The organism is Collinsella sp. AF38-3AC (genome assembly GCF_003474365.1).
In the GTDB taxonomy this organism is placed as follows: domain Bacteria; phylum Actinomycetota; class Coriobacteriia; order Coriobacteriales; family Coriobacteriaceae; genus Collinsella.
The window spans coordinates 1-19,741 of sequence record NZ_QROM01000026.1 but is presented as its reverse complement, the minus strand read 5'-3'; the positions used below and the strand labels follow the sequence as shown (position 1 = coordinate 19,741).

Annotated in this window: 28 protein-coding genes; 27 read left to right on the top strand and 1 reads right to left on the bottom strand. The window is 58.4% G+C overall.

Features of this window, described 5'->3' with window-relative positions; all coding sequences use genetic code 11:
* The first annotated feature begins 214 nt into the window (after positions 1–214).
* From DW029_RS10740 to DW029_RS10625, 25 genes are all read left to right on the top strand, one after another.
* Entirely contained in the window at positions 215–610 is a 396-nt protein-coding gene (locus DW029_RS10740; RefSeq protein ID WP_118346100.1) for an HNH endonuclease, read from the top strand.
* Positions 611–622: 12 nt separating this feature from the next.
* The gene (locus DW029_RS10735) at positions 623–838 is read left to right on the top strand and encodes a hypothetical protein (RefSeq protein WP_118346097.1); all 216 of its coding nucleotides are present in this window, start codon (positions 623–625) and stop codon (positions 836–838) included.
* Between the two features lie 135 nt (positions 839–973).
* Positions 974–1,354 (top strand): helix-turn-helix domain-containing protein, encoded by a 381-nt coding sequence (locus tag DW029_RS10730; protein ID WP_158572677.1) that lies wholly within the window; start codon positions 974–976, stop codon positions 1,352–1,354.
* Between the two features lie 11 nt (positions 1,355–1,365).
* Positions 1,366–1,539, top strand: a complete 174-nt coding sequence (locus DW029_RS11565) for a hypothetical protein (RefSeq protein ID WP_199582677.1) — start codon at positions 1,366–1,368, stop codon at positions 1,537–1,539.
* A gap of 220 nt (positions 1,540–1,759) precedes the next feature.
* Entirely contained in the window at positions 1,760–2,017 is a 258-nt protein-coding gene (locus DW029_RS10725; protein ID WP_199582675.1) for a Flp family type IVb pilin, read from the top strand.
* Between the two features lie 96 nt (positions 2,018–2,113).
* Positions 2,114–2,371, top strand: a complete 258-nt coding sequence (locus DW029_RS10720; protein WP_118346091.1) for a Flp family type IVb pilin — start codon at positions 2,114–2,116, stop codon at positions 2,369–2,371.
* A gap of 96 nt (positions 2,372–2,467) precedes the next feature.
* A complete protein-coding gene (locus DW029_RS10715) occupies positions 2,468–2,725 on the top strand; it encodes a Flp family type IVb pilin (protein WP_118346088.1) in 258 nt (85 codons plus the stop codon).
* 91 nt (positions 2,726–2,816) lie between these two features.
* Positions 2,817–3,629 carry a prepilin peptidase gene (locus DW029_RS10710; protein WP_118346085.1) on the top strand — a complete coding sequence of 271 codons (813 nt, stop codon included), beginning with the start codon at positions 2,817–2,819 and terminating at the stop codon, positions 3,627–3,629.
* A 49-nt stretch (positions 3,630–3,678) separates the two neighbouring features.
* The gene (locus tag DW029_RS10705) at positions 3,679–4,110 is read left to right on the top strand and encodes a TadE family protein (RefSeq protein WP_158572676.1); all 432 of its coding nucleotides are present in this window, start codon (positions 3,679–3,681) and stop codon (positions 4,108–4,110) included.
* Positions 4,107–4,583, top strand: a complete 477-nt coding sequence (locus tag DW029_RS10700; protein WP_158572675.1) for a TadE family protein — start codon at positions 4,107–4,109, stop codon at positions 4,581–4,583. Before DW029_RS10705 ends, DW029_RS10700 begins: the two co-directional genes overlap by 4 nt.
* Positions 4,584–5,195, top strand: a complete 612-nt coding sequence (locus tag DW029_RS10695) for a TadE/TadG family type IV pilus assembly protein (RefSeq protein ID WP_118346077.1) — start codon at positions 4,584–4,586, stop codon at positions 5,193–5,195.
* Positions 5,196–5,249: 54 nt separating this feature from the next.
* Positions 5,250–6,143 (top strand): Flp pilus assembly protein CpaB, encoded by an 894-nt coding sequence (gene cpaB, locus DW029_RS10690; RefSeq protein ID WP_158572674.1) that lies wholly within the window; start codon positions 5,250–5,252, stop codon positions 6,141–6,143.
* A 2-nt stretch (positions 6,144–6,145) separates the two neighbouring features.
* The gene (locus tag DW029_RS10685; RefSeq protein WP_118346072.1) at positions 6,146–7,459 is read left to right on the top strand and encodes a CpaF family protein; all 1,314 of its coding nucleotides are present in this window, start codon (positions 6,146–6,148) and stop codon (positions 7,457–7,459) included.
* 2 nt (positions 7,460–7,461) lie between these two features.
* Positions 7,462–8,397 carry a type II secretion system F family protein gene (locus DW029_RS10680; protein WP_118346070.1) on the top strand — a complete coding sequence of 312 codons (936 nt, stop codon included), beginning with the start codon at positions 7,462–7,464 and terminating at the stop codon, positions 8,395–8,397.
* 11 nt (positions 8,398–8,408) lie between these two features.
* Positions 8,409–9,296, top strand: a complete 888-nt coding sequence (locus DW029_RS10675) for a type II secretion system F family protein (RefSeq protein ID WP_117843407.1) — start codon at positions 8,409–8,411, stop codon at positions 9,294–9,296.
* Positions 9,297–9,310: 14 nt separating this feature from the next.
* Positions 9,311–9,778 carry a DUF5684 domain-containing protein gene (locus tag DW029_RS10670; RefSeq protein ID WP_118346068.1) on the top strand — a complete coding sequence of 156 codons (468 nt, stop codon included), beginning with the start codon at positions 9,311–9,313 and terminating at the stop codon, positions 9,776–9,778.
* A gap of 205 nt (positions 9,779–9,983) precedes the next feature.
* Positions 9,984–11,021 carry a DUF3846 domain-containing protein gene (locus DW029_RS10665; protein ID WP_158572673.1) on the top strand — a complete coding sequence of 346 codons (1,038 nt, stop codon included), beginning with the start codon at positions 9,984–9,986 and terminating at the stop codon, positions 11,019–11,021.
* Positions 11,022–11,244: 223 nt separating this feature from the next.
* On the top strand, positions 11,245–11,868 hold the full coding sequence (locus DW029_RS10660) for a hypothetical protein (protein WP_118346064.1): 624 nt from the start codon (positions 11,245–11,247) through the stop codon (positions 11,866–11,868).
* Between the two features lie 212 nt (positions 11,869–12,080).
* Entirely contained in the window at positions 12,081–13,289 is a 1,209-nt protein-coding gene (locus DW029_RS10655) for an ArdC family protein (protein WP_118346063.1), read from the top strand.
* Between the two features lie 2 nt (positions 13,290–13,291).
* The gene (locus DW029_RS10650; protein WP_118346062.1) at positions 13,292–13,732 is read left to right on the top strand and encodes a hypothetical protein; all 441 of its coding nucleotides are present in this window, start codon (positions 13,292–13,294) and stop codon (positions 13,730–13,732) included.
* Positions 13,733–13,817: 85 nt separating this feature from the next.
* A complete protein-coding gene (locus DW029_RS10645; protein ID WP_118346061.1) occupies positions 13,818–14,327 on the top strand; it encodes a hypothetical protein in 510 nt (169 codons plus the stop codon).
* A gap of 150 nt (positions 14,328–14,477) precedes the next feature.
* The gene (locus DW029_RS10640; RefSeq protein ID WP_118346060.1) at positions 14,478–14,786 is read left to right on the top strand and encodes a hypothetical protein; all 309 of its coding nucleotides are present in this window, start codon (positions 14,478–14,480) and stop codon (positions 14,784–14,786) included.
* Positions 14,783–15,436, top strand: a complete 654-nt coding sequence (locus tag DW029_RS10635) for a hypothetical protein (RefSeq protein WP_118346059.1) — start codon at positions 14,783–14,785, stop codon at positions 15,434–15,436. Before DW029_RS10640 ends, DW029_RS10635 begins: the two co-directional genes overlap by 4 nt.
* Positions 15,433–16,071 carry a DUF3846 domain-containing protein gene (locus DW029_RS10630; protein WP_118346058.1) on the top strand — a complete coding sequence of 213 codons (639 nt, stop codon included), beginning with the start codon at positions 15,433–15,435 and terminating at the stop codon, positions 16,069–16,071. Before DW029_RS10635 ends, DW029_RS10630 begins: the two co-directional genes overlap by 4 nt.
* 2 nt (positions 16,072–16,073) lie before the next feature.
* Positions 16,074–16,502, top strand: coding sequence for a hypothetical protein (locus DW029_RS10625; protein ID WP_118346057.1), 429 nt, complete (start codon positions 16,074–16,076; stop codon positions 16,500–16,502).
* Positions 16,503–16,525: 23 nt separating this feature from the next.
* Here DW029_RS10625 and DW029_RS10620 read toward each other — a convergent pair whose 3' ends face one another.
* Positions 16,526–16,750, bottom strand: a complete 225-nt coding sequence (locus tag DW029_RS10620) for a hypothetical protein (protein ID WP_118346056.1) — start codon at positions 16,748–16,750, stop codon at positions 16,526–16,528.
* A 152-nt stretch (positions 16,751–16,902) separates the two neighbouring features.
* Here DW029_RS10620 and DW029_RS10615 point away from each other — a divergent pair, with 152 nt between their 5' ends.
* Positions 16,903–17,334, top strand: coding sequence for a hypothetical protein (locus DW029_RS10615; protein ID WP_118346055.1), 432 nt, complete (start codon positions 16,903–16,905; stop codon positions 17,332–17,334).
* Positions 17,327–19,741, top strand: a 2,415-nt coding sequence (locus DW029_RS10610) for a hypothetical protein (protein ID WP_118346054.1), incomplete at its 3' end; no start/stop codon positions are given. The genes DW029_RS10615 and DW029_RS10610, both read left to right, overlap by 8 nt.

The window sequence follows — 19,741 nt, the reverse complement described above, 5'->3', positions numbered from 1 at the left end:
GGCAATCCTCAGGTTAATGGAAACGCTTCAGACACTTTTTGCATCTGCCCCGCTTTCTGTTTCTAAACTCTTGCCTAAAAGCCCGCGTAATCCTGCGCGGGCTTTTCTTTTGGTGATGCCTCCTCGGCGATGCCGCAGCGGCAGTGCGTTATGGGTGGGCATTGGGGTTCGGTATGTTGGACGTGGCAGGACCCAACTTACCGAAAGGATAGACATGGATCAAGTAATCGATGCCTTGATGCCGTTCTTCACGCTCGCCATCGTAGCGTTCGGCATAGAGACCGTGTTCGATATGTTCTGGCGCGAGCATAAGAAGGCCCAGCGCGAGCGTGAGCGTGAGAAAAAGCGGGAGAAGCGGCGGCAGGAATATCAAGACCGCCGCATGGCGAACGATGCGGAGCATGCGAAGGTTACCCGTGCGATGCGATACGACGTCCTGCGCCGTGACGGGTTCCGTTGCGTCCGGTGCGGGCGCGGTCGCGCGGACGGCGTGAAGCTCCATGTCGACCATATCGTTCCCGTGTCGCGCGGAGGCAAGTCGGTGATGGACAACCTCCAGACCCTTTGCGAGGACTGCAACTGCGGCAAGGGAAACAAGTACATGGATTAGGAGGATTCGGCTATGTATCAACAGGTTATCGGTTCGGATGGCCAACTGCATTTCGAACAACAAATCGGCAACCAGAGATTCGACTTGACCACAGGAAAGACCAAGACGGTCATCCCTGGCTTCGGAGGCATGAGTACCGTCATCGATGAGAGCGGTGTGCACAACGAGATGCGAATCGGGAACATGCGTCAGAGACTCGGTGAGAGCGGGTTCGATTTGATGCTGTAGGTCGCAGACTCTGTTTTTTCGTGCATCGCTAGAAATCATACTGAACTGGGGTCAGAATGACCCTACTTATGTTTTACGGTCTGCTGGGTTAAGTTCTCATGCGTAACAACATCTCGATCTATCGGATGGATGCCCATGAACACCTATAAAGACATTGCCCGCAGGGAACCCGTTGCAGGCCGTGATATCGAATCCGGGGACAAGGAACTCGGGGTCCGTATCTGGCGAATCATGCGGAAAAAGGGTATGAACCAGAGCTCGCTCTCGGAGGCCTCGGGGGTGTCGAAGAACGTGATCACTCGCCTTCTGACGGGTCGCAGGATGACCTCGTTCACGAACATCGAGAAAATCGCCACGGCGCTGGACGTCTCACTCGATGAGTTCAGGCCCCCCTTGCATCGACCTCGTAAAGAATATGCAGGCGCAGTTCAGTCGAATCAAGTCCGCGAGGTCGATGCGGGGCGTTCGCGCGGCGGGTGCGACCCCGATATGGGCGGCATCAGTCTCTATAAATAGGAAGCGATCTTGTGAAGAAGTATTTCGTCCTCGTCAACAAAAGCGGGTTGCCGTACATCTCGATCAAAAGGAATCCAAAAGACTGCCCTCTCGTCGGTATCTGCTCCGACCTCGCAAGCGCCAAAGCGCTTATGAAGGCGTTTCTTGAGTCACGCGATAAGGGGCAGGGTCTTAAGCCCGCATAGCATGAACTGAATCCATAGGTGGTATTTAACGGTCGGCCGATACGGTTGACCGTTTTTTATTGGCCTGCCTACCGGTCTTTTCTGCAAAACCACCAAGGTATGGAGGAATGTGATTGCCGCTGCGGCACGACATTATTTTCTGCTTGACGGAGTTCGATTATGTTCGCCGAGGGAGCGCGCCCCTCGCTTTCTGTCGTTCTCTAATGAGAGGATTCATCCAATGGATTTCGTCAACTCCGCCTGCGCCCACGCCGTGGTCGCCAAGAACCAGATCAAGAGCAAGCTCGTGCGTGATTTCCGCGCCGCCAAGGCCGGCGAGCTGTCCGGTCAGGGCCTCATCGAGTACGTCCTGATCATCGCCGTGATCTCGCTCGTCGTCGTCTTCGCCGGCCCCGCCGTCGCAGGAGCCATCCGCAATCAGTTCAACAAGATTGCCACCACCCTGAACACCGGTACCACTGCCGGCTTCGGTGCCTAGTCGCCAAGACTTCGTCTATGCCCGATGGGCGGGGCGGTTCGTCTCGCCCATCGGGCAGATTTGCCTTATTTATCTCCGCTAGAGAGGAACACTCCAATGGATTTCATCAACTCCGCCTGCGCCCACGCCGTGGTCGCCAAGAACCAGATCAAGAGCAAGCTCGTGCGTGATTTCCGCGCCGCCAAGGCCGGCGAGCTGTCCGGTCAGGGCCTCATCGAGTACGTCCTGATCATCGCCGTGATCTCGCTCGTCGTCGTCTTCGCCGGCCCCGCCGTCGCAGGCGCCATCCGCAATCAGTTCAACAAGATTGCCACCACCCTGAACACCGGTACCACTGCCGGCTTCGGTGCCTAGTCGCCAAGACTTCGTCTATGCCCGATGGGCGGGGCGGTTCGTCTCGCCCATCGGGCAGATTTGCCTTATTTATCTCCGCTAGAGAGGAACACTCCAATGGATTTCATCAACTCCGCCTGCGCCCACGCCGTGGTCGCCAAGAACCAGATCAAGAGCAAGCTCGTGCGTGATTTCCGCGCCGCCAAGGCCGGCGAGCTGTCCGGTCAGGGCCTCATCGAGTACGTCCTGATCATCGCCGTGATCTCGCTCGTCGTCGTCTTCGCCGGCCCCGCCGTCGCAGGAGCCATCCGCAATCAGTTCAACAAGATCGCCGACACCCTGACCACCGGCACCGGTACCGGTTTCGGTGCCTAGTAGCTGAGCTGCTTGTGTTTTTCGGCACCGTCCGTTTCCCAAAGACGGCCGGTGCCTTTTCTTTTTTAGACAGAGACTGACAGGAGACCCTATGACCGCAATCAATGGAGTAATAGGAGGTATCGGAGCGGCGTTCATCCTCGCCGGAGCCGTCATCTCCCTCGCGGCGAAGAAACGGGATGCCGAGGAAGTCGACGCCGAGCAAATCCAAGCCATCGATAACGGTCTTGAGGCAGACGCCGAGTGGGTCGAGGAGATCCGCGACGGGGCATTCAAGGGGCTTGTCAGCCCTTCTGTTGCCCGCGCCGCCCGCTCCGCCTGCGATTTCAGCGATGATGACCTCGTGGGTATCGAGAAATCCTATAAGTTCTGGGGCGGCCGCGAAGACGGCCGTTTCGATACGGGCTGCTCGGATTGGCTGCTGGGAGTCGGCCTTGTCGGCGGCATCGCCGCCGGCGCCATCGCCAGCGCCTTGACAGAGCCCGCCTTCGGCTTCTGGGTCGCCACGTTCATCAGTATCTGCGTCAATGATTTCAGGTACCGCCGTATCGACCTCTACTCCATCGCCTTTCTCGCCCTTTTCGGGCTTCTCATGGGTGGCGGCGCGGATATGCCGCAGAGGCTCGCACAAGGGGTCTGTCTTGCCGTGATCTTGTATTTGGCCGCCTGCGGTGCGGAGATGGTCTGCGGGAAAGAGGCCTTCGGCTTAGGCGATGTCCTTTTGCTCGGGGCGGTCGGGGCATCAGCTGCGTACAGCTCAAACGCCCTTCTGGCTGCGTGCCTGGTCTTGCTTGCCGAATGCTCCGTCACGCTCGCCGTACTCAAAATCAGGAAATCGGATACCGCGCTGCCTTTCGCTCCCCTCGCCTTCCTGCCTGCCCTCGCTTTCGTCCTAGCTGCGTGATGCCATGAAACGTTATTCAATTAGCCATCGATGTAGGGGGCAGTCTCTCGTGGAGTTCGTCCTGTGCGCACCGCTGCTCATCATCATGCTGTTCGTCCTGCTGGACGGTGCGGCCTATTACCGCAGCGCCATGTGCGTGCGCACGGCAGCGACCGAGGCAGCGGCCTTCTACACGAAACGCCCCGATGCATCCGATGCGGACGTAAAGGCGCATGTACTCGAATGCGTCAAGGGAACCGAGGGCGTCGAGTTCTCGTTCAGCGCGGAGGCCGCAGGCACCACGGAGAGCGACTATACGATGCACGTCAAGCAAAGCGGAGGCTGGAAAACTGCCGACGTGAAGACTGTCACGGAGAAAAAAGCGTTCACCTGCAAGAAGACCATCAAGACTTTCCTGCCCTCGCTTTTCGGCGATGGAAATACCGCAACCGCCACGGCGACCGTGGTGGGCAGCGCATCGGAAGAAGGTGTCCTGCGATGAGATTCCATCGACTTCGCGGGCAGACCACCGTAGAGTTCGCCTTTGCGGGAATCTGGCTCGTCCTTTTGATGATGGCCGTGCTGAGTTTCGGCCTGGTCACCTTCCAGAAGTCCTCCTTCGACTACCAGGTATCGCATATGGCCGACGAGCTCCCCGATGGTTGGGAGTCCATGGACGCCAAGCGGGTCGTGAAGAGCTGCGTTGCGAAAGCCTCGGGGCTTTCCGAGGACGATATCGAGGTCAACTCTGCTGAGATCCATCTCGAGGATGCGAGCAGCACCGACCTCGGCAACAGCACGGCCGTTCAGCTCGGTAGCGAGTTGAAGACGACGGCGGCCTCGTATCTGGATATCACGGCCGATATCACCGTGCATCTCGGTCGGGGTATCGGTTTGGCGGGAAAAAACGGCATCGCCTACCGCCGATCCGTCAAGCAGAGCTTTACCGTCGAGCGCCGCTGGGAGGTGGCTTAGTTGAATCGACTCAGCAAAGGTTGCACGCGCGGGCAGGCGCTCGTCATGTTCGTCTTGGTCGCAGCCGTTCTCATCATGGTTTTGGGGTTGGCAATCGACGCATCGGGCGGATGGTGGAAATCCCAGCGTCAAAACGATGCGATCGAGATCGCAAAGGAAGCCGCCCTGTCCCGATGCAACGAAATCAAGTTCGACGACACGGACTCGACCCGCGCTCTCGATGAGGTGGTCTACTCGTCTTTGGCGGAAAACCTCAGCGACCTCGAGGGTTCCGAGGTTAGCGTGACCTCGTGGGAGGTGTCCGCGGCAAAGGCCGGTAGCATGAACAGGCTTATCGGCGTCGAGGTCACGGTCACCGGCACCTACAAGTGCGTATTCGCCCAGACGTTCGGTTTCGGCTCTGTTCCCGTCAAGAACACCATCATCTTCACCATCAACCCCTATTCGTCTACCGAGGTCTGGCGGCAAAACACCGCTGGCCATGGCTGCAAGCTGGTTAAGTCCGCAGATAAGGCGGTAGGTCAGGAAACCTATACGACGCTCGACGCCACTTCGGATATCTCCGAGGCACTGAGCGATGCAATAGACAAGGGACTCGCGGAGCTCTCGTGAGTACTGGAGCCATAAGCGATGAGACAGGCGCTCACGGCGCCGGAAAGGAACACCATGTTCAACAAGAAGGATAAGGATCCCGCCGAGCTTCCCGTGGACGGCGAGGACGTCAAGAAGAAAAAGGGTCGCGGCGTATTCGGACGCAAGAAGGAGAAAGACCCCGCATCTAAGATTGTGACCCCCGAGATGCGCCGCCGCCAGCTTTCGTGGCTCTGCGGTGCGTGCGCTGCGGTCGCGGTCGGCTCTCTGGCGTTTGCGGCCGTGGAGTTCACCGTCGCACAGGATACGGTCGCCAAAAGCCAGGCGGACATGATCGAGATCGTCGTGCCCAAGGAGACCATCAAGGCGGGAACCCCCATCACCGCCGACATGCTCGAGGAGACGCAGGTTCCCAAGCGCTACGTCCCTGCCGATGCTGCCGATGGGTCGAGCAAGTCCGACCTTATCGGCAAGGCCCCCGTCGGCGATTTGACGGCCGGCGTTCCCATCTCCATGGGTACCGTCCAGGGTTCCTCCAACCCATCGTCCATCTCGCTCGCCCTCGCTTCCGGCCATGTCGCGCGTACCTTCTCGCTCGATGCCGCGGCCAGCATGTCGCCGCTGCTCAAGCCGGGCGATTACGTGACCGTGACCGCCACCTTCAAGTCCGGTAACGGTACCACGCAGCAGACCGTCGCCTACCAGAACGTCAAAGTGCTCGCCACCGACGCCACGCTCCAGAGTTCCGACGGCTCCTCCTCCAACGCCGGCTACTCGACCGTCACCCTCGAGCTGACCCCCGAGCAGCTTTCCGAGCTCGGCACCGCCGACTCCATCAGCCTTGCCGCGCAGCCGCTCAGCGAGAACCCGAAAGACGATTCCGATCCCGACGCGCTCGATGCGCAATCCGATAGCAAATCCGATTCCGCAATCGCCGAGGACGCGGACGATGCCACGACCGAGGAGTAGGCATGCTCGATAAAATGTATGACAACGCCGTCGCCGAGGTCATGACGCGGTGTGCCAACGACCTGCAGAATCAGGTGGCCTTGGTCGGCGAGGTATCCGACGGCATCGAGCGCCTGCAAGACCGCGCTCTCGCATACGTCAGCCGCTCGCCGACCTTCGAGGACGCGGATGAGGACGTGAAGCGCCAGGCGGCCAAGTTCGTCGTGGACGACCTGTTCCAGCTCGGCCCCATCGAGGAGTTGCTCTGGGACCCGGAAGTGTCGGAAATCATGGTCAACTCGCCCGATCAGGTCATGGTCGAGCGCCGCGGCAAAATCACGCTCTCGGACGTTCATTTCTTCGATGAGGAGCATGTCCAGAGAACTATCGCACGAATCGTCTCCTCGGACGGGCGTAGGTGCGACAACCAGAGCCCGCTTTGCGACTGCATGCTGCATCGCACGGGGGCGCCGTTCGACGGCAGCCGCGTCAACGCCGTGGCCTTCGGTATCGCAAAACATTGGACGCTCGACGTCCGTAAGTTCCGCAACGACGCCCTCACGCCCGAATCGCTTATCGCCAACGGATCCATGGACGAGAACATGGCGGACTTCCTGCAGGCACTCGTCCTCGCACGCATGAACATCGTCATCGAGGGCGGCACCGGCTCGGGCAAGACCACACTGCTCAACGCGCTCTCCAACTTCATCCCCGACGGCCAGCGCATCATCACGGTCGAGGACACCGCCGAGCTCAACTTGGCGAAGAGCCACGTCCTGTCGCTCCAGTCCCGCCCCGCCAACAACGAGGGCAAGGGCGAGATCACGCTCCAGCAGCTGGTCATCAACACGCTGCGCCAGCGCCCCGACCGCATCGTCGTCGGCGAGTGCCGAGGACCGGAGGCGTTCGACATGCTCCAGGCCATGAACTCGGGCCATGACGGCTCGCTCACGACAACGCACGCGAACAATCCCCGCGCCGCCCTCGACCGCCTGCAAAACCTCGTGCAGATGAGCCGAGCAGGCGCGAACATGCCCCCCAATGCCATCATGAAGATCATCACCGAGGCCGTCGACTTCGTGGTCGAGATCAAGCGTCTCCCCGACGGCAGCCGCCGCGTCAACAACATCTGCGAGGTCTGCGGCATGCAGGGCAATGTGCCTACCGTCGGCTCCATCATGAAGTTCCAGAAAACCGGCATCGATTCCAGCGGGCGCATCAGGGGCGAGTTCCGCCCCACCGGTTCGCGCATCGTCTCCGAGGACCACAAGGAGCGCTTCTATTCCAACGGAGTCGAGATCAAGTCCAGCTGGTTCGATAACGGAGGGTTGTGGTAGCAATGGACCAGACCGTAGTCACCTATTTCTTCTACGGTGTCACGTATACCTTGATCATCGCGGTGCTGACGCTGTGCGTCATGGCGCTTCTCGTCTCCAGGCAGCTGCGCGTCCTCTCCGAGCGCCGCAACGTCTACCATGAGGGCGAAGAGGAGCCCAAGGCTAGGAAAAGGTCGTCCAGCATCCTCGCCGAGCTGCGCGAGGTCGCCCGCCAGCATATCGAGGGCAGCGGCGTGAAGTTCTCCCTCAACGAGTTCATGAGCATCTGGGCGGCTTGCACGGCGGTGCCGCCCCTGCTCGGTATCGTCATGGGCATGAACGCGCTCGTCGTCATGCTGCTCGCGGCACTCGGAGCCTTCCTGCCGCTCTTCTTCCTGTCTGCCAAGAAGAAGCACAGCGAGAAGCGATTCGAGGAGCTTCTGGGTCAGACCATGCCGCTCATCTCGGCAAACCTTCGTGGCGGCGCGATGCTGTCGCAAGCAATCCGCCCCGTCGCGGAGAACATGGACGAGCCCATCAAGAGCGAGTTCGAACAGCTCCGTCGCGATATGGACCGCGGCATGCCCGTGGATAAGGCTCTCGACAAGCTGGCCGAGCGAAACAACTCCGCCGATCTCAAGCTGTTCGCCTCGGCCGTCCGTGCCCAGATGCGAACCGGCGGCTCGCTGGCGGATGTCGTCGACTCGGTTGGCAGCACCATCCAGCAGCGCTGCGAGATGCGGCAGATGGTCCGTTCCCGCACCTCGCAGGCTCGCTTCACGGCCATCCTCATGGTCTGCGTGCCGCCCGCGCTGGGACTTGTCTTCTATATCGGCAACGACATGTACCGCGAGTTCTATTCGAGCGCCATGGGACTGGTCGTCATCGGCATCTGCGGCCTGCTCGAGGTCCTCGGCTATTTCATCGCCAACAAGATGCTCGACATCAAGACCGACTAGGAGTGGTTCATATGATCGTAGACGGAACAACTATCGGCCTTATCGGCGCGGGGTCGCTCGCGGCGGGTCTCAGCACCACGCTGGCGGTGCAGAAGAAATTCGGCATCGAGGTGCGAAACCTCAACCAAAAGACGCTCAAGCAGCGCAGCGAGGAGATGCAGGACCGCTTCAAGTTCGGCCAGCCGTTCCAGGGGTCTGCCCTCTTCGGTGCCATGTCGCGTGAACAGGAGGAGCGCCAGCGAGATGCAATCAAACGCTCGGGCCTTAAAATCTCGGCGCTGATGTTCTGGGCCTCCAAGATCATCTGCATCGCCGTCGGCATCATGGTCGGCGTGCTTATCGGCACCAAGCTGAACGGACTTGCGACCGTCGCGGCTGGCGGTCTGGGCGGCATGGTCGGGTATATCCTGCCCGAGCTCTACCTGCTCCAGAAGCGCCGCGAATGGCGCAACAACATCGAGCGCGAGCTGCCCAATGCGCTCGACCTCATGTCCATCTCGATGGCCGCAGGCTCAACGTTCGACGATGCCGTGCGCACGGTGGCCGAGAACTCCGAGGGAGCACTCGCCGAGGGCTTCCGCGACGTCCTCGCCAACGCCCGCTTCATGGATATCACCGATGCGCTCAAGCAGTTCGCCTCTAATGCCGGCGTGCAGCCGCTCACCATCTTCGTGGCCTCGCTTATCCAGGCACGACAGACCGGAGCCGAGTTCGTCGAGGTGCTCGAGAACCAAGCGCAGACGGTGCGTACGTATCGCAGGCAGAAGCTGGAGGAGGAAATCAACAAGATCGGCACCAAGATGCTCATCCCGATCATCTTCCTGATTTTCCCCGCCCTGTTCGGCGTGCTTCTGTCGCCTGCGGCCATGTCGGCTATCCAGGCTATGGGCAGCCTGTAGGAAAGGGGTTTCAGATGCTCGATGCTATTGAATCGGCTCTGCTCGTTCTTCTCGTTGTCTTGCTGGTGTTTATCTGGCTCGTACCCATCGCCGGCAAATGGAAGGTCTATGGGAAGCTCGGGATGCCGGGCTGGTATTCGATTGTCCCGGTCTTTGCCGACTACAAGCTGTGCGAGCGCGTGCATCGCGGCGACGAGAGCAAGACGTTTCTCATGGCGTACTTAATCGTACTGATTTGCTCGTGGGTGTTTTGCTGGGTCGATACGGTCGGCTGGTTGCTTGCATTGGCCCAGCTCGTGATGAATATCATCGTGCTGAACGATATGTCCCGTACGTTCGGGAAGGACGCGGGATACACGATCGGGCTTGCCATCTTCGGTTTTGTGTTTTGGACGATGCTCGGGTTCGGGGCCAGCGAGCCTGTTCGCCTGGATGACGATGAGGGCGATGAACTGGATGCGGATGCTGGTTCTAAGGGTTAAGAAGAATAATAACAAGCCGCTTTGCTGCGGGGCGCTCATTTGGGGCGCCCCGTTTGTTTCGCTGGGTGTATGGCGAGGTTTTTTGTAGGTGTGAGGGTGGGCGCTAAGTGGGCTGTCTACTTCTGTCCCGCGTGGGCTGACGGCATGGGTGGGGTTTGAGAATCGAGGGAGGAAATGAATCCCTTTGATTTAGGAGATGAGCCGGATGGGTTCTCAAATCACTAAAATCCCCTCTATTTGCGGAGACCAATACCCTGGTATCGGATATCAGGTGGATTGCGGCGAGTCGGTTCGCGTCGCGATGGCATGGCCTTCTGCTTCTGCCGGCGGCTGGCGTAGTCTCACCATGGAGGTGCCGAAGAAGCTCAGCCTTGAGACTGAGTTGAACGGTGTTTCGGTAGAGACACTCTTGAAAGCCGCAGGTGAGCTGTTTGAAGATAACGACCTCGATGGGTTCAGGCAGTTTGAGCAAATGCTCGGGGATAAGTTGCCCAGTACGGTCGTACGGCTATTTGTCCGCTATGCGCCCATCGATTTGACCCACGCGGGCAATGCTGAGGTTTGCCGTGCCGAAATCGAGGAATTCCTCGGTGAGCATGTCCCTTCACTCGACACTGTTGAGACGGAAATCGCTTCTGGGAAAAATCGCGCCGTACTCGTTCCCGTGGGTTTCGACCCCGTTGCCGTTGAAATCGGCAGCGGGCAAGAGGTTATGAATCTCGTTGGAGGCTTGTTCGATGAGGCTTCTGGTAGCCTGCCCCCTGATGCTCTCCCGTTCAATCTGTCAATGTATGTCAACGATGAGGGGCTTTACACCTGTCAGCCCAATCGTGCCTTCTATGCGACTGAGCGCATGGAGCAAGAGGGTTACTATTCCGCAATCGACGGCAAGCCCGTGGTTGCCAGTCTGCCTACGTCCGTACTTTACGGAAATATCGTCGTCACAGGCTTCAATCCCGCTACCGGTGAAGACGCGCCGCTCTCCGTTGGTGAGATGATGGACGTCATGAATTACTTCCAGCGCGACAGCCCGCGGGACAGCGGTCGTGAAGTTGCCCTTATCGTGCAAAACGGCCTGTATGGCGAGTTGAGGGAGTCGCTTTCGCAGGAATCTTCCAGTCATGAAGATAAAACCCTTGATAGTGCGACCGAGTCGCTTGACGAGATGATGGAGCAGAAGGTCGAGGCCGCGGACGGTAGCGAACTCGGCGAGGACTTGGGCGTATCCAATGGGGAGCGCTAAGGGATAAGGATAATAACAAGCTGCATTGCCGCGGGACGTCTTTTGGGGACGTCCCGTTTGCCTTACTGGGAGTTTGGCATGTAGCGGTGTAGCTGCATATCTCGGTAGGCGCGTAGCTGCGTAGGTATGCGGAGGAGGCTACTTGTGTCCCCTGGTGGTTTCGGTTTGGGAATGTTTTCGATAATCGGTCGTAGAAGACGTTCTCGACTGTTGGAGGAGAAACATGACTAATTCTTACCCAGAGCAGAAGATGGCTGACGCTTTAGAAGCCATCGATACAAAGGGCAATATCGTCCTGCAGAATAATGGTGAGGACGCGCTGCTTTTCATGCCGAGCGCAGTCGCCAAGTTCTGTATCGCGCACGGATATGATGAGCAGACTTGTTCTTGGTCGCATGGCAGCTATTACTCGAACCTGACCGCAGCAAGTATGGAATTCTCGCCTGTAGAAACCCATCCCGATGAGCGCACCGAAGCGATTGAGCATATCGATAATCTCGTGGACAAGATCGACGGCCTTGAAAGTGCTGGAGTGACCGATGCGGACACGGTACTGGCGGATATGGTGGAGCGTGCCGATTTCGAGCAGACAGGCGTCGCGGCGGAGATTTTCAATCTCTATACCGAGGCAGACGGCGCCGGCCGAGAGGTCATTGGGTCAATGTTCGAGTCGTTAATCGGTGAGTCCTTCGATACGTTTCTTTCCGAGGCTACGAAGGCATGCGAGAAAACGCTCGAACAATCAGAAGTTGGAGAATCTCTCGATGAGATGATGGAGCAGAAGCTCGAGGTCGCTGGGAATGGCGAAATCGGTGACGAGATGAGTGTATCCAACGGGGAACGCTAAGGGATAAGAATAATAACAAACTGTCTTACTGCGGGACGTCTTTTGGGGACGTCCCGTTTGCTTTGCCGGGTGTTTGACATGTAGCGGTGTAGCGCGGTAGAAGCGTAGCGATGTAAGTGTGCGGAGAAGGCTACTTGTGTCCCCAGCATGGTGATGACACGCCAGGCGTTTATGTTCGAGATGGATTGTCCGAGTGTGAATGGGAGCTACCTATGGCCAAGAGAACCTATGGCAAATATCAAGGAAAGAGTCCGACGGAGAAGCTGACGGATGCCCGCCAGGCGCTTTTCGATGCGCTTCTCGCGGACATGGAGCGCGAGGGCTCCCGTTGGGTCAAGGAATGGTCGTTTCCACACCCACCCATGAACGGCGTTACCGGCGAGGGTTACGGGCCGCGAAATACCGCCATGCTCATGTATGCCATGAGGGACGGAGGATTCAGGGACCCGCGATTCGCCACGTTCAAGATGGCATCGGATAAGGGCTGCCATATCATCAAGGGGTCGCACGGCTACCCCATCGAGCGCTGGAAGCGCATGCTCGTCAGCAGGACGGATCCGACCGCCCGCCTCAAGCAGCCCAAGACCAAAGAGGAATGGGATATCGCTCTCGCAAATCCCGAGTATAAGGCCGAGCCACGCTGCGTGGGAACGTTCACGGTGTTCAATGCCGAGCAGATGGAGAATACGGAAAACCTCGTCTCCGTCGAATGCTTCAAGCCCATCGAGCCCGACCGCGTGGCCGATGGCCTCGTCAAGGCATCGCCCTGCCCCGTGATCGAGACCCCGAACGATGAGGCGTTCTATCTGCCCGGGGCGGACAAGGTCTATGTCCCGCAGCGCAACCAGTTCACGAGCGTTGAGTCTTTCTGCCGCACGCTGCTGCATGAGATGGGTCACTCTACTGGACATCCCAGCAGGCTCGACCGCGAGCAGTGCGGACTCAAGCAGAATCGACAGAAATATGCCTTCGAGGAGCTTATCGCAGAGCTTTCGAGCGTATTCACCGCGAATGCGATTGGTCTTGACCTCCGCGGCGTTGATGACGATAAGCCCCTTTCCGGTGATGAAGTCGATGCCATGTCGAACTCCGCCGCCTACCTCAAGGGCTGGGCTTCGGAGCTTAAGGACCCAGGCGGTGAATTGCTGAAAGCTGCCACGCGTGCGAGCAAGGCAACGGATTATCTTGTGAAGGACTGCTTCATCCCGAAGCTCGGCAAGGACTACTTCAAGTCTCTGGAACTTGCCACCGAAGCGGTAGCCGACGTCGATATGGAACGCGGCGCTGAGGCTGAGGTCGAGCAGGGAGACGATGGATTCAGTCTCGACGAGCTGTATGAGTCCAAATTCAATGAAGCGGACATCGCCAACGGCACTGGGCGTAGCGATGCGGCATCCGTCAATTATGAGGAAGGACGATAGCCATGCCTGAGGATCTGGAAATCAACTCTTTCGACGACCTGAAAGCCGCACTGGACGAGGCTCTGCATAATGGCGGGACCTCGCCCGACACGGCGGATTACCTGTTGGAACGATTCGACGTGCTTTGCGTCGATATCGATAATGTCTTCCTCTCCATATCCGCCAATGACATCCAGGAATGCTATCCGAACCTGTCGCTCGATGAAGCCCTTGAAGTCCGCGACAACGCCAACGAAAACGTCAGGTTCTCGGGTGGATATTACGATCTCGATACTATCGCCTGGAATCAAATCAAGACCGAGGTCGAGTACGTCCAAGGCACCCGTCACGATTTCCAAGGTGAAGAAGCGAGTCTGGATGACCTCGCCGAAACGTATGGCGAGGATGGCAGCACCTGCCAAAAAGGGGATGACCTGCGCGATACGGACGGTATCCCTAGGTAGACGCTACTTCTGTCCCCTAGCATGCAGCCGCTCACATGAGCTTCATGCTAGTCGTTAAGTTATCAATTCGCGTGATGGAGGAACCATGAGCGAGCAGAACAACATGAACAAGGGCAAGGTCCGTATCGATTTCCCCCCGAAATGGGTGACTACCGAGAAGGCCAACGGCGAGCCGTATACCATCTCCAACGGCAAGGGCGAGTCTTGGCCTGCCGTCAAGTGCACCCTTCCGAGCGGCACCACGGTCGATGGCAAGGACCTCTCCGGCTTCAGCTTCACCACGTTCCAGAAGCCGTGGAACAAGACCGATATCGAGGCAGGTAAGGGCACGGGCGTCTACATCAATGCGGACCGCAACGTGAGCCTCTTCAAGTACGATCAGGACGGTCAGCGCCACGATGAGTCCGTGGAGCCGCAGAAGCTCTCTGATGCCGTCGAGGCCGCCCGTGCGGAGTACCGCGAGCAGCACCAGAGCCATGACCGCGCCCAAGAGCAGGAGACCGGTCTCGATGAGCTGTGCGAACAGAAGACCGCCGAGGCCAATGAGCGCGAGAGCGGCTCTCAGGACCGCAGCTCCCAGAACGTCCAGCGCTAATCGCCGATAGCCATTGGATGCGGGGAGGGACGGATAGCCGCCCCTCCCCTTTTCTTTTGGTGCGAAGGCTACTTTCGTCCCCTTTGCCGACCATGTGAGGCTTCAAAAGTACGCTGGGATACATCAGATGACTAGAGAGATGGAGTAGCTATGTCTGAGGTCAAGTCGAGCATTGCCGAGCTGTACGAGTCCGCGCATGAATTCGGCCACAAGTGCATCGAGAACACCTGCGCACAGGGGATAGCCATCGCGAGCGGTCAGGCGGAGATGCCGGCCGATGGGCGCGTCAGCGCCGCGGAAATCGAGATCGACGGCTCCACGCTTGGCTTGGAGCCGACTAAGGGCGGCATCGAGCGCGGGCTGGATGAACTTTGCGATGAGAAGCAGGCCGAGGCGGATTTGGCCGAGGGGACGGCTGACCGCGATAGGCAGTTCGAGCATAAGGAGAGCGGACGATGAGCAAGGTCGGAAACATCAAGGTCGACGTCGCGGCGAGCGGTGACGTCTGTCTTGGGCATAGCGGCTATTTCGACCGCAACTCCAATGAGGTCGACTTGATGAAATTCGATTTGGATGAGCTCGAGCAAGCGGCTTTCGAGGGCGACCGTGATTTTGCGGCCGACCGCATCGTCATCTATGCCGAGAGCCGCGACATGACCGAGAGGGGCTCCAGTCTCGCCCATCAGTTGACACTGCCGATGGATGAAGGAGAACTCGACGGTGCCCTTCAGGACATAGCGGATATGGAGGGGGTCGCAGCGGGCGATATCGTCATGTCTGACTATGAGCTCCACGGGCGGTTCAGCGAATACTCTTGGCATGATTTCGACATGGGCGAGTCCATCGCCGACATGAACCGCTTCGCGCAGGTCGTTGTGAACAACCCCGAGCTCAACGTCGGGGAGCTCTTCTACTACAACGACGACCATGAGATCTATGACATCGGCGCCATCATCGAGTCCGCCGAGAAGATGATTGGGTCGCAAGGGGCGCTAGATGGGGATTTGTGCCTCGATGACCTTGCTGAAGCGAAGGGCGATGAGGCGGAGATGGTCAATGAGGGTATCGGGACTATCGACGGCGGCACTCTTGAGGGCGGTGATCGATGATGGATAAGATTCGCGCAGTGCTGGTGCCCGTTAACGCCGAATGCCGCGAGATTGAGTTGCAAATCGATGAGAACGGGAGCTGCGGCACAGCCATCAAGGATCTTGTCGGCGAGAGAATCACCAACGTTTCCGAAGAGCTGCCCGATAAGTCTTTGGGAGATGCGGTCTGCGTCTATGTCAGTGCCGAAGGGCGGGCGGCTTGCCCCGCCAACCGCGCGATCTGGGCCACCCAGGAGATGGCGGACGATGACCGCCAGTCCCCTTTCACCGGCAACACCGTCGTGGCGGGCGATCCAGCCGATGTGCTGTACGGCGATTTCGTCGTCGTGGGCTATGATCCGTATGAGGGGACGGAATGCTCCCTTTCCGATAAGGAAGTGCAGGACGTTGTCGATTTGTTTAGCGGTCGCGGCGGCCCGTACTCGGGCGTGTCGGCACTCGGCTATATGGAATACATGAGGCCCGACCCGAAGCTCAGGGAGCGGGACGAGTGGGACAACGAGTCCTCGCAGATCGATGAGTTCATCTGCTTTAAGAAGGACGAGGCGGCACTGTACAATCAGCGCCTCGAGGACGAATATTCCAACTCATACGACGATAGCTGGCAGAACTCGTACGACGATACGGAGTGGTAGCCATGGGTGCCGTGAGCTTCAGGCAGTCCGGGTATGTGGGCACCTCCATGAGCGTCCGCGTTCAGGCGACATATGAATCGGGCGAGATGCCGATGTCGAATTGGACGCGCAAAGCGATCATCTCCGCCATCAAGGAATACTGCGATGATTTCAACCTTGCCTACAACCCAGACATCGAGTTTATGACCAAGGCACAGTTGGCCGATACCTATCTCGAATATAAGTCCTGGCACCATACGGGGCGGTTCGCACGCGGGACCGAGTTCTTCGGGTTGGATGAGGATGCGATCTGGGCGGATTTCCCCGAGATGACGCCAGAACAGGTCGCCGAGCGAGATGAGATTGGAATAGACGGATTGCTTGAAGCCAAAAGCGTAGAGGCGGGGCTATCAGAGGAAGTCGGGCTTGTGAGGGAGTCAGGCTGCCGGTAGGCGGATTTGCAGGGATCTGCCCCCTATATCATCCCCTGCATCCTGAGCAAATTTTCCATCATCTCGCAGATCTTTTCGTCTTTAGCCTGCTGCTCCCTCTCGAGCTCCTGCCTATAGTAGCTGTCGAGGTCTGGCTCCCATGTGCTGTACTGTTCGGCAAACTTTCTGCGGGACATGAGGTCGAGGACAAGGTAGACGATATAGGCGATTGCCAAAAGGGCTACTACAGCCATGAGGATGTAAATCAACGAGTTCCTCCAAGTGAATCTTATTTCGAGCACATTCTAGCAGTTTCAGCAGGTTGCGGAAGGCACGGGTGTTGCCGCAGCGGCAAGTCCGCGCGGGGCAATCGCGCAATGAGTATCCTCAGGAATAATCGCCAAAGCTAGCGGAGGATGATATGAAGTTCAATCTCAAAAGGTATATCTCAAGCCCTGATGCCCTCGAGGGAGGGCTTCTGGCCAGCCTTTTCGGACTGCTACCGACGATCGGGTTGGGTGCCGAGTACCTCTTTATAAATGTCACCCATGGCATCGATTTCGCCACGGACGGCCGCCTGGGCGAAGGACGAATCTCGGGAATGATTTCCGTTTTAAACATCAATACCCTATGGCTTCCGCTCACGGGGTTTCTTTTGCTCGTGCCGGCAGTGAGGAATAACAAGGCGGCGTGCATCGTGATCGCCTGCCTTCAGGCCGCCGGCGCCGTCATCAACATCAACCGCGGCTTGGACACGCAGTCGTTTCTCGAACTGATTATCGCCGCGGTCGCGGTGTTGGGTATTTCGAATTACACTGCCGCTTCTAATGACTTGGGGGATACTGATGAGTAACGGCAACGATAAGAATCTCGCAAAAGACCTGTATAAAGACATTTCCTTCTCGCGCCGCGGGTTGTTCGCGGCGCTGGCGGTCGTTGCCGGCCTCGGCGCGGTGCCTGCACGGTCTGCCATGGCAAAGGAACTGTGGTTTCGCGGTGAGCACATCAGCCCGCAGCCGAATTCGTACTATTTCGGCGGCTGCTTCACATCCAACGGCTACACACATTGCGTTACGCATCCAGACCGAACACAGGGTGCGAATAACTACGGCCGCGGCTTCGCACACGGATGGATTACTTGGGTTGCAGCCGATATGTGGGACGGCAAAGGCTGGAATAGCCCTAATCTCCAAGCGCTCGGCTACTCCCTGTGCCTGCTCGTTGAGTGTGACTACTCGAACGAGTTGTACGACCATATCAAGGCGCACCCCTATATGGCCTGCGCGGACATCAACCGCCAACATGACGGCCGCCTGTGGCACAACATCCATGCCGATGATAATGACGGCCAGCTTTTCCTGAACAACAACCGGCTTTCGACTTTTCATGGAGACATGCTCGATACGGAAGCGGGCTTAGGTGTAAGCCAGAATAACGGGCATTGGTATATCGTCGGGTACGATGACTATTCGTATAAAAAACCGGAACTGTTCATGCGCCGCCGCGCCAACGAGGCCGTGAACACGTTTCGAGCCGAGGTCGACGTCAAAAACGTGATGAGGAACAACAGGGATGGCACGTCGGCCCACGAAAAAGACCTCCGCGAGGTCACGGGCGACATCGATATCGATACCGAGGCCATTCGAATCGACAACGACGTGACGCTGTATGGCGGCATCTTCTCGCTTGCGCCACTCACCATGCCCGATGCCCGCGTCGATCTCGGCCAAGGCGTCTACGATGCCAGCGGAAATCCAATCACAAATTATGACAACGAACGCGCCCTGATCTTCTGGGAGGATTACGACGGCGTCAACCAGCTGTTCATGTTCAAGCCCTATCTGGAGGACGGCGTTGGGACGTTCACCTTCGCCTTGGCGAATCTCGCCGGACCAAAGTTGGTCCATACCCTCAACAACCGCTGGCATGCCGACGTCAACCAAGCATGGAAGAACGGAAGCATGGAGTCCGGTACCGCCGTCATTTACGACATCCGCCAGTCTTCCGGCAGGGAGAATTCCTGGTGGGTGTGCCATGAGCCGGCTGAGACCAGCGAAACCAACCATAAATGCTATTTCATCACCTCCGATGCCGACGGTCAGCGCCTCGATACGGCGGGAGCAACCGGCAATCGCGGCGCGGTCCGAGTCTGCAGCTATGCTAAGCCGGGCGAGTGGGGCTCCCAGAAGAATGCCCAGTGGAAGCTCATAGAGGGCCGATGCCGTGGTTATGTGAAGAATAGCAAGCCTACCGCCCGTATCGGCGACGAGGTAGAATGTGTCGGCTTTATGCCGGATTCCAATGAGACCCCCACCCTCACCCCCTCCGGTTGGGCCCATAACGTCACGAATCGAAAGGAACTCCCGCCGCAGCCCATGTACCGCTGGTACGTGACGCGCGACGTGGTGGATATCCCCGGCGATGACGATGCCGTCATCATGGCCCACTGCTTCGTCTCCACGTGGGGAAAGCAGACCGAGGCCCCTGCGCACCGCCATATCGGTTTCCCGCACGGCGGGCATTCAATCTACAACCTCGCCCTCCATGTGGAAGGTTCGCAGTTCGGCGGGTCCATCTGCTATGCGGCGAGGCCTTGGGATTCCTCCACCTGGGTCATCGGCGCCGACGGTCAGGAAATCTGCGGCTCCCCTATCGCCGAGGTGAAGATCTGGCTAACCGGCGAGCTCGCGGAGAACTATGACCTCTGCTACCGCTCTATCCCGCTCGACGGCAAGTGGACGGATACCGTCTATTCCTGCGGCCATGTGGACAATGACGGCTCCGCTGCACCAGCCTGCGGCAGCAACGGCTCTGCTAAGATGTGCGGTCTCAATGTCCATCTGATCCGCAAGCCACTCGGGTCCCGCCTCGTCAAGGAGTTCTCGTTCGATGATACGATCGAGGTCACAGAGAAAATCGCCAGCGGTGACGATGCCGTATGGCTGTGGTCTGCGGCCATGATGGGCATCACGACCGTGAATGCGGACGAGACACGCGTCTGGACCGACCGTATGCTCGGCACCGTAGTCGTCGGCGAGGGTATCGACCAGTACCACAACCCGCCCACGAAGCTTCAATCGGTCGTTCACTTCATGGTCGTCGATACGCTCGGCGATACGCAGGAAGTGCATACGGTCTACATCAACCTCAACAGCACGTATACCACAAGCGAGCATGCGAAGGACTACTCCGATGCGCACAGCGCCATCGAGCAGGTCATGCGCGACGAGGGTCAGGATATGAGCCTGCTCGACAAGTGC

Bases quoted from the DNA above. Each gene is read 5' to 3' on its own strand.
- DW029_RS10735 (WP_118346097.1), top strand. From the start codon at position 623: ATGTATCAACAGGTTATCGGTTCGGATGGCCAACTGCATTTCGAACAA.
- DW029_RS10685 (WP_118346072.1), top strand. From the start codon at position 6,146: ATGCTCGATAAAATGTATGACAACGCCGTCGCCGAGGTCATGACGCGG.
- DW029_RS10615 (WP_118346055.1), top strand. From the start codon at position 16,903: ATGAAGTTCAATCTCAAAAGGTATATCTCAAGCCCTGATGCCCTCGAG.
- DW029_RS10645 (WP_118346061.1), top strand. From the start codon at position 13,818: ATGAGCGAGCAGAACAACATGAACAAGGGCAAGGTCCGTATCGATTTC.
- DW029_RS10660 (WP_118346064.1), top strand. From the start codon at position 11,245: ATGACTAATTCTTACCCAGAGCAGAAGATGGCTGACGCTTTAGAAGCC.
- DW029_RS10675 (WP_117843407.1), top strand. From the start codon at position 8,409: ATGATCGTAGACGGAACAACTATCGGCCTTATCGGCGCGGGGTCGCTC.
- cpaB (WP_158572674.1), top strand. From the start codon at position 5,250: ATGTTCAACAAGAAGGATAAGGATCCCGCCGAGCTTCCCGTGGACGGC.
- DW029_RS10720 (WP_118346091.1), top strand. From the start codon at position 2,114: ATGGATTTCATCAACTCCGCCTGCGCCCACGCCGTGGTCGCCAAGAAC.
- DW029_RS10640 (WP_118346060.1), top strand. From the start codon at position 14,478: ATGTCTGAGGTCAAGTCGAGCATTGCCGAGCTGTACGAGTCCGCGCAT.
- DW029_RS10700 (WP_158572675.1), top strand. From the start codon at position 4,107: ATGAGATTCCATCGACTTCGCGGGCAGACCACCGTAGAGTTCGCCTTT.
- DW029_RS10670 (WP_118346068.1), top strand. From the start codon at position 9,311: ATGCTCGATGCTATTGAATCGGCTCTGCTCGTTCTTCTCGTTGTCTTG.
- DW029_RS10680 (WP_118346070.1), top strand. From the start codon at position 7,462: ATGGACCAGACCGTAGTCACCTATTTCTTCTACGGTGTCACGTATACC.
- DW029_RS10630 (WP_118346058.1), top strand. From the start codon at position 15,433: ATGATGGATAAGATTCGCGCAGTGCTGGTGCCCGTTAACGCCGAATGC.
- DW029_RS10725 (WP_199582675.1), top strand. From the start codon at position 1,760: ATGGATTTCGTCAACTCCGCCTGCGCCCACGCCGTGGTCGCCAAGAAC.
- DW029_RS10635 (WP_118346059.1), top strand. From the start codon at position 14,783: ATGAGCAAGGTCGGAAACATCAAGGTCGACGTCGCGGCGAGCGGTGAC.
- DW029_RS10710 (WP_118346085.1), top strand. From the start codon at position 2,817: ATGACCGCAATCAATGGAGTAATAGGAGGTATCGGAGCGGCGTTCATC.
- DW029_RS10715 (WP_118346088.1), top strand. From the start codon at position 2,468: ATGGATTTCATCAACTCCGCCTGCGCCCACGCCGTGGTCGCCAAGAAC.
- DW029_RS10730 (WP_158572677.1), top strand. From the start codon at position 974: ATGAACACCTATAAAGACATTGCCCGCAGGGAACCCGTTGCAGGCCGT.
- DW029_RS10740 (WP_118346100.1), top strand. From the start codon at position 215: ATGGATCAAGTAATCGATGCCTTGATGCCGTTCTTCACGCTCGCCATC.
- DW029_RS10625 (WP_118346057.1), top strand. From the start codon at position 16,074: ATGGGTGCCGTGAGCTTCAGGCAGTCCGGGTATGTGGGCACCTCCATG.
- DW029_RS10665 (WP_158572673.1), top strand. From the start codon at position 9,984: ATGGGTTCTCAAATCACTAAAATCCCCTCTATTTGCGGAGACCAATAC.
- DW029_RS10655 (WP_118346063.1), top strand. From the start codon at position 12,081: ATGGCCAAGAGAACCTATGGCAAATATCAAGGAAAGAGTCCGACGGAG.
- DW029_RS10650 (WP_118346062.1), top strand. From the start codon at position 13,292: ATGCCTGAGGATCTGGAAATCAACTCTTTCGACGACCTGAAAGCCGCA.